Genomic DNA, 10,938 nt, shown 5'->3' on the forward strand with positions numbered 1-10,938 from the left:
TCCTTGAGCTCGCGAAGATCCGCCAGGTAGCGCTGATAGTCCGCGTCGGCCGCGAAGACAACCTGCCGGTTGTGGCCGCGCTGGACCACATGGTGTGGGTAGTTGGGCAACACGATACGTCCCATCCTGGGCATGACTCATTCTCCATCCGTGGAGAAGTCAGCCTAGACGGGAAAATAAATCTGTCCCCTTTTTGCCTCCAAATCTGCCCCCCTTTTTACTCACGCTCATTATTTTCATCCTCGCAACGCTGAGGCGCCTCACTGTAAAGATCCTCTTTGCTAACACCCTCATACCATTGCCCCTTGCAGCTAGATCTAAGCCTGGCGATAGAAAAAGCCAACAACAAAAGTATAGTCAGACTTATAAGAATGCTACCTCCACCCAAAATAATAGCCAGCTTCTTCCCAAGCTCAACTTGATTTTCTGAAGGATTCCCACCCACGACTCGACTTAAGTCACCCGAGTACCAAAGCACAAAAAAACCAACAAAAGATGCAACTACATTCCTTAAAGACCCTTTCAGCGAAGAAAGATCAAAAAAACCACCTTCCTTAAACTCATCAACATCCCAAAATTTCTTTCCCAAAATCAAACCCTCAAATTCAATCCAGTATTAATCGCACCCATAGGAAAAAGGGAAAAGGGAAAAAGGGGAAAAGGGGAAAAGGGGACAAGGGGACAAGGGGACAAGGGGACAAGGGGACAAGGGGACAAGGGGACAAGGGGACAGATTTATTTTTCCTGTTCGGCGTGTCGAGCGCAAAAATAAATCTGTCCCCTTTTTTCTTGCAGAAAGAAACTCCCCATCACAAGCAAGCTTTATTTTCCCCTGTTCAATTAGCCACGCCAATAGCCGAAAGAACATATCCGACTGCTCATAAAAACCATACCCAGAGCTAGAGAGCTGAACCCTCATATGCTGCCACAACGCAGCCATCGAAAGCCCAAAGGAACTTTCTAGCAAAAAATAATATAAATCATCTTCTCTCATTTAAATTTAATCCTACCTTTCAACCATTACTTACAATGAGAATCATAAAAAGAAGGCAGATCTAACTAAAATTTCAAAAAAACAAAAAAATGGGACAGCCTTATTTTTCTGTTCTGCTGTTCGGCGCATCGAGCGCAAAAATAAATCTGTCCCCTTTTCGATACTTTTCGGAACGGTTTGGTCGAGCGCTGGGGCCGCAAGGGTCCGGTTAAAGGAGCAGACCGATTTAACTCCCCCGCTGCACGTTGGCGGCGTCCAGCGACCGCTGAGCGAATCGGCGGGCTTTGCCCTACTGCAAGTCCTGTTCCCCACACAGCTCAGGATTCTCACTCAACACTTCGCGTCGAATGCGCCCGCCGTCGAAGAATGGCACCTCGGGGCAGAGGCGTACGCCTGCCGCGGTCTCCGTTGCCTTCCAGGCTATCTCTTCGGTTCGCAGGAGGACTGGCCTCTCTCCGGGCGGGCCTGGCTGCCAGATGTCGATATAGGTGCGCTCCAGGAAGGACAAGTCATCAAGGTCGCAGCTTTGCGGATCTATCTGGCGTAGCGCCAAGCGGCCATCGGCGGTCTGTTCGACCCGGCTGGCGAATTCGATGAAACCGTCGCGGTAACTGGGCGCGACGTAGCAAATGCGCCTTTCGCCGCCATCAAGCAACGGCAGGAAGTAGCTGCTCCGCGACTCGACCGCTTCAACATCGCTCCCCTTCCAGCGATAGACCGAGACACCGTGCTCGCAGCAACTGGCTCGCCAGAAGGCATGGATGACTTGGTGAAGCGGATCGAACTCCGCCGAGGCGATTTCCTGCAAGCGCGCCGGCGCATCGACGAAACGACCCGTGTCGGCGTCGTACAGCCAGGTCTGGTGTGGAATATTGGGGCCGGCGGGCAGGAACAGGGCGAGCGTCAGGTCCGGCCAGCCATCGAAGTTCGCATCGATCAGCTCTGGCGTGAACACACCGCAGGGTCCCACGGATTCCGTTTCCAGGGTCTGGAACAGCGCGCCATCCTTGTACAGGCGGATGGCCGATACCAGCGGCGAGTTGTGACAAGCATCACCCGCTTTGGGCCGCGCATTCGCGAGCATCCGTATTTGGTAGGGGAAGTGCGCATCATGTTCGCGCTGGGCCTGGCTCGGGCGCAGAACCAGCGGGTATGCCCGCTGGCCGTTGGGCGAGGTCCAGATGCCCGTGAGGGCGTCAACCTCGAGCGAGTCGATTTGCCAGACACCCGTTTGGGCCGCTCCACCCTCACGATCCTGCTCGATGAGGTCAGCCCCATCGCCGCGCACGCGCCCCTCCAACACCAGCTGACTGCGTGTCGCGGATGTGCAGGGTTGATAGCAGTAGCTGCCTGACAGGTCGTCGGCCGTGCGCCTCAGGAAGACTTCCACCTGCTTGCTGCCCAGCGTACCGATCCAGGTGCGATTCCAGACGGGAAACTCCACCAGAGTGGTGGGCGCCTGCCCCGCGCCGACCGGCATCGCCGGCAGACAGCTCAGGGCCAGGATGAACCGCAAGCTACGAAGGGCATGGAATCTACGCATTCAACCTCCTTGTCGGGGTTACCGCTATTCGACCAGGCCGGTACTCAGGCTACTGGCCGCGATCGCCACCCGCACCGGCGCAAAACTCCGCCGATGAATCGGCGTAGCCCCCAGCCGCTGCAGCGCTTCGAGGTGCGCCGGGGTGGGATAGCCCTTGTGGCCGGCCAGACCATAGCCGGGGTAGATCAGGTCCAGCGCCTGCATTTCCCGGTCGCGACTGACCTTGGCGAGGATGGAGGCGGCGGCGATGGCCGGGACCTGGGCGTCACCACCAATCACCGGGGCGCTGGGCACGGCGAGCTTCGGGCAGCGGTTGCCGTCGATCAGGGCGAGCTTCGGGGTGACGCTCAGCCCCTCCACGGCGCGCTGCATGGCCAGCATGGTGGCGTGCAGGATGTTGAGCCGGTCGATTTCGTCCACTTCGGCGCGGGCGATACACCAGGTCAGGGCCTTTTCCTGAATCTCGTCGAACAGCGCCTCGCGGCGCGCTTCGGTGAGCTTCTTGGAGTCGTTGAGGCCGCGGATCGGGCGGGCCGGATCGAGGATCACCGCGGCGGTGACCACCGGGCCGCAGAGCGGGCCGCGGCCGACTTCGTCGACACCGGCGACCAGCTCCTCGACCAGTTCGAAATCCAGCCCCAGTTGCATGCTCAGCGCTGCCCTACCAGTTCCAGCACCGCGTCGGCGGCACGCGCCGAGGCGTCGCGGCGCAGCGTGCGGTGGATCTGGTCGAAGCCGTCGGTCTGCGCGTGACCATCGACGATCAGCGGCGCCAGCGTCTGCGCCAGGGCGTCCGGGGTAGCCGCATCCTGGATCAGCTCGGGCACCAGCAGGCGCTGGGCCAACAGGTTGGGCAGCGACACGTAAGGGCTCTTCACCAGCCGCTTGAGAATCCGGTAGGTCAGTGGCGCCACCTTGTAGGCGACCACCATCGGCCGTTTGTACAGCAGCGCTTCCAGGGTGGCGGTGCCCGACGCGATCAGCACCGCGTCGCAGGCGGCCAGCGCCCGATGCGACTGGCCGTCGAGCAGGGTCAGCGCCAGGTTGCGGCCGGCCAGCATCTGTTCGAGCTGGGCGCGACGTTCGGCGTTGGCACAGGGCATTACGAAGTGCAGCTCCGGACGCAGGGCGCGCAGGCGCTCAGCGGCATCCAGGAACAGGCTGCCCAGCTTCGCCACTTCGCCGCCACGACTGCCCGGCAGCAGGGCCACCACGGCGCCCTCCTCCGCCAGCCCCAGCTCGCGACGCGCCTGGGCGCGGTCGGCCTGCAGGGGAATGTCGTCGGCCAGCGGGTGGCCGACGAAACACACCGGTACCTGATGCTCGGTATAGAACTGCGCCTCGAACGGGAACAGGGTCAGCATCAGGTCGCAGGCGTCGCGGATCTTGAATACGCGCTTCTGCCGCCAGGCCCACACCGAGGGGCTGACATAGTGAACGGTCTTGATGCCAGCCTGACGCAACTTGAGCTCGACACCCAGGTTGAAGTCCGGGGCGTCGATGCCGATGAACACGTCGGGTTGCGCGGCGATCAGGTCGGCGATCAGTCGCTTGCGGCGGCGCAGCAGCTCGGGCAGGCGGCCGAGCACCTCGACCAGACCCATGACCGCCAGGCGCTCCATGGGGAACATGGAGACCAGGCCTTCGGCCTCCATGCGCGGGCCGCCGACGCCGATGAATTCCACCTCCGGATGGCGTGCCTTGAGGGCACGCATCAGACCGGAGCCGAGGATGTCGCCGGACGCTTCGCCGGCGACCAGTGCGACGCGCAAGGGAGCCGCCATGGCGTCAGCGGGTGATGCCGCGCGTCGAGGCGCGGATCGAGTCACGGAACAGGGCCACTTCGGGGAACTGGCTGGCTGTTTCCTCAAGCTCGGCCATGGCCTGCTCGATGGTCAGGCCCTGGCGGTAGACGATCTTGTAGGCGCGGCGCAGGGCCTGGATCGCCTCGGCGGAGAAACCGCGCCGGCGCATGCCCTCGAAGTTCATGCTGCGCGCCTCCGCCGGGTTGCCGAACACGGTGACGAAGGCCGGCACGTCCTTGCCGATGGCGGTGCCCATGCCGGAGAAGCTGTGGGCGCCGATGCGCACGTGCTGGTGCACCAGGGTGTAGCCGGACAGGATCGCCCAGTCGTCCATCAGCACGTGACCGGCCAGCGCGGTGTTGTTCACCAGGATGCAGTGGTTGCCGATCATGCAGTCGTGGCCCACGTGGGCGTAGGCCATGATCAGGTTGTGGCTGCCGATGGTGGTTTCAGAACGGTCCTGCACGGTGCCCCGGTGCAGGGTCACGCCTTCGCGGATGACGTTGTCGTCACCGATCACCAGACGGGTGGGCTCGCCCTTGTACTTGAGGTCGGGGGTGTCTTCGCCGATCGAGGAGAACTGGAAGATCTGGTTGTTGCGACCGATGCGGGTCGGCCCCTTGACGATCACATGCGGGCCGATGACGGTACCTTCACCGATCTCCACATCCGGGCCGATGATCGACCAGGGACCGACGCTGACGTTGTCGGCCAGACGGGCACCGGGGTCGATGATCGCGCGCGGGTCAATCGAACTCATAGTTTGCGTTCCGCACAGATAATTTCGGCCGAGCAGACCGGCTTGTCGTCCACGCTCGCCTCGCAGGCGAACTTCCAGATGCCGCGCTTGGCACTGAGGAAGCGCGCCTGCAGGGTCAGTTTGTCGCCCGGCACGACCGGCTGACGGAAGCGCAGGTTGTCGGAACCGACGAAATAGTACAGCGTGCCGTCCGCGGGCGTGGCATCCAGCATACGGAAGCCCAGCAGGCCGGCGGCCTGGGCCATGGCTTCGATGATCAGCACGCCCGGCATGATCGGATGCTGCGGGAAGTGCCCGTTGAAGAACGGCTCGTTGATCGTGACGTTCTTGTAGGCACGAATGGTCTTGCCTTCCAGATCGATGGCTTCGACCCGGTCCACCAGCAGGAACGGGTAGCGGTGCGGCAGCAGTTCACGTATTTCGTTGATGTCCATCATGTTCAGGAAGCCTTGATACTGAGGAAGAATGCGGTTGAAACCTTCAGGCTTCAGATGAGGCATCCCCGTCCGGGGTCACGGCCGCCAGACGTTTTTCAAGTTGTTGCAGGCGACGGGCCATTTCGTCGAGCTGACGGATGCGCGCCGCGCTCTTGCGCCACTCGGCCGCCGGCTGCATCGCCGTGCCGGAGGAATAGGAGCCCGGTTCGGTGATCGAACGGGTCACCATGGTCATGCCGGTGACGAACACGTTGTCGCAGACTTCGATGTGCCCGACCATGCCGACGCCGCCCGCGATCATGCAGTGACGACCGATCTTGGTGCTGCCGGAAATGCCCACGCAGCCCGCCATGGCGGTGTGATCGCCGATCTGCACGTTGTGCGCGATCATGATTTGGTTGTCGAGTTTGACGCCGTTGCCGATCAGGGTATCGGCCAGGGCGCCGCGATCTATAGTGGTGTTGGCGCCAATTTCCACGTCGTCGCCGATGGTCACACCACCGATCTGGGCGATCTTCTGCCAGACGCCTTTCTGGTTGGCGAAACCGAAGCCTTCACCGCCGATCACCGCGCCGGACTGGATCACCACGCGTTTGCCGATGGTGACGTCGTGATAGAGGGTGACCCGCGGCGCCAGCCAGCCACCCTCGCCCACCGAGGAACGCGCCCCGATCACGCAATGGGCACCGATGGTCACGTTGGCGCCGATTGTTGCGCCGCTCTCGATCACCGCGCCGGGACCGATGCTGGCAGACGGATCGATTTGGGCATCCTCAGCCACCACGGCGGAAGGATGGATGCCCGCGCCGGCGACCGGCTTGCGGTCGAACAGGTGCGAAAGGCCCGCGTAGGCCAGATAGGGATCGGGCACCACCAGTGCATCACCCGCATAACCCTCTGCGTCGGCGGCCTTGAGCATCACGGCGCCGGCGTGGGTCTGGTCCAGGTACTTGCGGTACTGGGGGTTGGCCAGAAAGGTCAGCTGCTCGGGGCCGGCATCCTGCAAGGTGGCCAGTCCGGAGATCCGCTTGTCGGCGGCGCCACGCAGGGTGGCACCCAGTCGTTCGGCCAGTTCGCCGAGAGTGAATGCTAGAGACTTCATACTTCAGCGCAGTTGGTTCATCCGTTCGATCACCTGGCGGGTGATGTCGTATTGCGGTTTGACGTCGATGACGGCGGCGCGATCCAGGACCAGATCGTAATCGCCCTTCTTGAGCACGTCGGCAACCGCCTGGTCCAGCTTGGGCTTGAGCTGGTGCAGGGTTTCCTGATCGGCGCGGCCCTTGGCTTCGTTCAGCTCGCGGGACTGGGCCTGGAAATCACGGGCTTTCTGGCGGAATTCCAGCTCCAGGCGCTCGCGCTCGGCGGTGGACAGCTTGTCGCCTTCCTTGGTCAGGCGATCCTGCAGACGCTTGGCGTCGCTTTCCAGGGTCTTCAGCTTGTTGAGGTCGGGGCCGTACTTTTTCTCGGCTTCCGTGGCATAGCGCTTGGCGGCATCGGACTCGAGCAGCGCCATCTGGTAGTTCAGGACGGCAATCTTCATTTCGGCGAAAGCCGGGGCGGCCACCAGGGCGGTAGCCAGGAGAACCAGCTGGGTCAGTTTACGCACGGTGTACTCCAGGGTTGGTTGAATCAGAAGGTTTGGCCAAGGGAGAACTGGAAGACCTGGGTATCGGAATTTTCCGGTTCCTTGATCGGCTTGGCCAGGCTGAAGCTGAGCGGGCCCAGCGCGGTGATCCAGGTCAGGCTGACCCCGGCGGAGCTGGCCATGTTGCTGAAGTCGATGTCGCAGCTCGGATCGTTGCGGCCTTTCTGCGCGGCGCTGCAGTTGGTGTCGAACACGTTGCCGGCATCCAGGAACAGGGTGGTGCGCAGCGAGCGCTGGTCCTTGACGAACGGCAACGGGAACAGCAGCTCGACACCGCCCTGGATCAGCACGTTACCGCCGAAGGGCAGCGGGTCAGTATCCGGGTCGGCAATGGTGCCCGGATTGTTGCCGGTGCTGGGCGTACTGCGCGGACCCAGGCTGCTGTCCTCGAAGCCACGCACCGAGTTGAAGCCGCCGGCGTAGTAATGCTCGTAGAACGGCAGCCCATCGCTGTCGCCGTAACCATCGCCATAGCCGAGCTGGGTATGGAAACGCAGCGCGTACTTGTCATCCAACGGGGCGAAGATCTGCCCGCGATAGTCGATCTTGTAGAACGACAGATCGCTGCCCGGCAGGGTCGCTTCCACATAGAGGCTCTGGGAATAGCCTCGGGTGGCGAGAACCCCCCGGTTCAGCGCGGACTGCGTCCAGCCGATATTGGCCTTGTAGTTGGTGTAGCTGTCGCCTTCGACGTTGATGAAATCGAAGATCTCGTCAACCGTGTAATAACCGGTCTGGATCTCGTCCTGCTGCGCCGACAGGCCGTAGCTGAGCCGCGAGTATTCACTGATCGGGTAACCGAAAGTCAGGCCCAGGCCCAGGCTGTTCACCGAGTAGCTGGAGATGCTGTAGTCCAGCTCGTCATAGTCGGTGCTGCGGTAGAAGGCGTTGTAGCCGAGGCTGACGCCGTCGGGCGTCCAGTACGGGTCCAGGAAGCTGAAGTTGTAGCGCTCCTGGTATTCGCTGCGGGTCAGGCCGAGGCTGACCCGGTTGCCGGTGCCGAGGAAGTTGTTCTGGCTGATGGAGCCGCCGAGGATCAGGCCGGAGTTCTGGGCGAAGCCGATGCTCGCCATGATCGAGCCGGAAGGCTGCTCCTCGACCGTGTAGTTCACGTCGATCTGGTCATCGGTGCCCGGAACCGCCGGGGTCTCGACGTTGACTTCCTTGAAGAAGCCCAGGCGTTCGAGGCGCGTCTTGGACTGATCGATCAGGTAGGTGGAGGCCCAGCCGCCCTCCATCTGGCGCATCTCGCGGCGCAGCACCTCGTCCTCGGTCTTGGTGTTGCCGCGGAAGTTGATGCGATTGACGTAGGCGCGCTTGCCAGGATCGACCACGAAGGTGACGGTGACCGAGTTGTCGTCGCTGTGGGTCTCCGGCACGCCGTTGACGTTGGCGAAGGTGTAACCCTCGTTGCCCAGGCGGCGGGTCAGCAGCTCGGAGGTGGTGGTCATTACCCGGCGCGAGAACACCTGGCCCGGCTTGACCAGCAGCAGCGCGCGAATTTCCTCCTCGGGCACCTTGAGGTCGCCCGAGAGGCGCACGTCACGCACGGTGAACTTATCGCCCTCGTCGATATTGACGGTGATGTAGACGTTCTTCTTGTCCGGCGTGATGGACACCTGGGTCGAGACGATATCCATGTTGATATAGCCGCGGTCCAGGTAGAACGAGCGCAGGCGCTCCAGGTCGCCGGAGAGCTTTTCGCGGGCGTACTTGTCGTCGTTCTTGAAGAACGAGGCCCAGTGGCTGGCCTTCAGCTCGAACAGGTCGGTGACTTCCTCGTCGGAGAAGACGCTGTTGCCGACCACGTTGATGTGCTGAATGCTGGCGACGCTGCCCTCGTTGACTTCGATCTTCAGCGCCACACGGTTGCGCGGCTGCGGCTCGACCTTGGCGATGATCTCGGCGGAATAGCGGCCCTGGGCGACATACTGGCGCTGCAGCTCGTTGCGAACCCCTTCGAGGGTCGCCGGCTGGAAAATCTCACCTTCGGCCAACCCGGACTGCTGCAGGCCGCGCAGCAGGTCTTCAGTCTGGATGGCCTTGTTGCCTTCGATCTCGATGCTGGAGATCGACGGCCGCTCGACCAGATCGATGACCAGCGCATTGCCGTCGCGACCCAGGCGGATGTCCTGGAAGAAGCCAGTGCGGAACAGGGCGCGGGACGCATCCACCAGACGGCGCTCGTCCACCGTCTCGCCGACATTGAGCGGCAGCGCGGCGAACACGCTGCCGGCGGATACTCGCTGCAGGCCGTTGACACGAATGTCATTGACTACGAAGGACTCCGCATGGGCCTCGGCGATCAGGAGGGCGGCAATCGCCGCAGGAAGCAGGCGTTTCATGAAGTCCTTTTTTAAAACTGATTATGTGACTGCTGAACGTCGGAAACTGCGGCTTACAGCCGCCCCAGATCATTGAACAAGGCCAGCAACATGACCCCGATGATCAGCGTGATGCCGATCTGCATCCCCCAGGCCTGGACCTTCTCCGGCAGCGGCTTGCCCCTTGCCCATTCATAGAGATAGAAGAGCAGATGGCCGCCATCCAGCACGGGAATCGGCAACAGGTTGAGAATGCCCAGACTGATGCTCAAATAGGCAAGGAAATTCAGGAAATCCGCCAGCCCGGACTGGGCCGAAGTGCCGGCCACTTTAGCAATGGTGATCGGGCCGCTCAAGTTTTTTACCGAGAGCTCTCCGAACAGCATCTTGCCCAGTGAATCGAGGGTCAGCGCACTCATCGACCAGGTGCGCTGCACGCCCTGCCACACCGCATCGAGGGGACCATAGCGGATCTCGCGAAGCATTTCCGCAGGCCAGTCCACACCGCTCACGCCGGCGCCCAGGTAGCCCTGCCGAGCCTCGCCGTCGCCACGCCCGACCAGCCGCACCGGGAGCGACAGTTGCTGCCCCTCGCGCTCGATGTCCAGCACCACTTGCTGATCCGCCCGGGCGCGTACCCGCTCCACCAGGTCCTGCCAGTCGCGCAGGGCGACGCCGTCCAGGCTCAGCAGGCGATCGCCGCTGCGCAAGCCGGCGGCCTGCGCGGGCCCGCTGGGATCAATGTGCGCCAGCACGGCCGGCACGGCGGGACGCCAGGGCTGCAGGCCGAGCGACTGGATCGGATCCGGCTCATCGGCACCGCGCAACCAGGCGTTGAGGGTGATCTGGTAGTCGCTTTCGACCGTGCTGTCCGGCTCGCTGACGCGCACCTGCAGCGTGCCGGTTTCGCCCAGGCGGCGGACCAGCTGCAGGTTGACCGCGCCCCAGCCGTTCACCACCTTGCCGTCCACCGCGAGGATTTCCTGCCCAGGCTGCAGCCCGGCCTCGGCGGCCGGCGTGCCCGGCAGCACCTGGCCAATCACCGGACGCACCTGCTGGGTGCCGAGCATGGCGATCAGCCAGAAGAACAGCAGGGCCAGTAGGAAGTTGGCAATCGGCCCGGCGGAAACGATGGCGAAGCGCTGGCGGACGGACTTGCGATTGAAGGTCTGGCCGAGCAGCTCGGCAGGCACCTCGCCCTCGCGCTCGTCGAGCATCTTCACGTAGCCGCCCAACGGAATGGCCGCCACCACGAATTCGGTGCCGTGCCGGTCGTGCCAGCGCAGCAGCGGCGTGCCGAAGCCCACCGAGAAGCGCAACACCTTGACGCCACAGCGCCGCGCAACCCAGAAGTGGCCGAACTCGTGGAAGGTCACCAGGACACCCAATGCAATCAGGGTACCCACGATCATGTATACAGCGCTCAT

Annotated in this window: 10 protein-coding genes and 1 pseudogene; all 11 read right to left on the bottom strand. The window is 62.5% G+C overall.

The window, feature by feature from the left end; translation table 11 throughout:
* Positions 1-134: pseudogene (locus VL129_RS16525) on the bottom strand (transposase); the annotation flags it as partial.
* 83 nt (positions 135-217) lie between these two features.
* The gene (locus VL129_RS16530) at positions 218-589 is read right to left on the bottom strand and encodes a hypothetical protein (RefSeq protein WP_325414659.1); all 372 of its coding nucleotides are present in this window, start codon (positions 587-589) and stop codon (positions 218-220) included.
* A 694-nt stretch (positions 590-1,283) separates the two neighbouring features.
* Positions 1,284-2,537, bottom strand: a complete 1,254-nt coding sequence (locus VL129_RS16535; RefSeq protein WP_325414661.1) for an XAC2610-related protein — start codon at positions 2,535-2,537, stop codon at positions 1,284-1,286.
* 24 nt (positions 2,538-2,561) lie between these two features.
* Entirely contained in the window at positions 2,562-3,185 is a 624-nt protein-coding gene (rnhB, locus tag VL129_RS16540; protein WP_325414663.1) for a ribonuclease HII, read from the bottom strand.
* 2 nt (positions 3,186-3,187) lie between these two features.
* Positions 3,188-4,321, bottom strand: a complete 1,134-nt coding sequence (gene lpxB / locus VL129_RS16545) for a lipid-A-disaccharide synthase (RefSeq protein ID WP_325414665.1) — start codon at positions 4,319-4,321, stop codon at positions 3,188-3,190.
* Between the two features lie 4 nt (positions 4,322-4,325).
* Positions 4,326-5,102: an acyl-ACP--UDP-N-acetylglucosamine O-acyltransferase gene (lpxA, locus tag VL129_RS16550; RefSeq protein WP_325414667.1), complete on the bottom strand. Its 777-nt coding sequence runs from the start codon at positions 5,100-5,102 to the stop codon at positions 4,326-4,328.
* Positions 5,099-5,539, bottom strand: coding sequence for a 3-hydroxyacyl-ACP dehydratase FabZ (fabZ, locus tag VL129_RS16555; protein ID WP_027589212.1), 441 nt, complete (start codon positions 5,537-5,539; stop codon positions 5,099-5,101). Before fabZ ends, lpxA begins: the two co-directional genes overlap by 4 nt.
* A 43-nt stretch (positions 5,540-5,582) precedes the next feature.
* Complete coding sequence (gene lpxD, locus VL129_RS16560; protein WP_325414670.1) at positions 5,583-6,641, bottom strand: UDP-3-O-(3-hydroxymyristoyl)glucosamine N-acyltransferase; 1,059 nt, start codon at positions 6,639-6,641, stop codon at positions 5,583-5,585.
* A 3-nt stretch (positions 6,642-6,644) separates the two neighbouring features.
* Positions 6,645-7,148 carry an OmpH/Skp family outer membrane protein gene (locus VL129_RS16565; protein WP_325414672.1) on the bottom strand — a complete coding sequence of 168 codons (504 nt, stop codon included), beginning with the start codon at positions 7,146-7,148 and terminating at the stop codon, positions 6,645-6,647.
* 23 nt (positions 7,149-7,171) lie between these two features.
* Entirely contained in the window at positions 7,172-9,532 is a 2,361-nt protein-coding gene (bamA, locus tag VL129_RS16570; RefSeq protein WP_325414674.1) for an outer membrane protein assembly factor BamA, read from the bottom strand.
* Between the two features lie 53 nt (positions 9,533-9,585).
* Positions 9,586-10,938: a sigma E protease regulator RseP gene (rseP, locus tag VL129_RS16575; protein WP_325414676.1), complete on the bottom strand. Its 1,353-nt coding sequence runs from the start codon at positions 10,936-10,938 to the stop codon at positions 9,586-9,588.

Origin of the sequence: Pseudomonas sp. (assembly GCF_035497915.1) — a bacterium.
GTDB lineage: Bacteria > Pseudomonadota > Gammaproteobacteria > Pseudomonadales > Pseudomonadaceae > Serpens.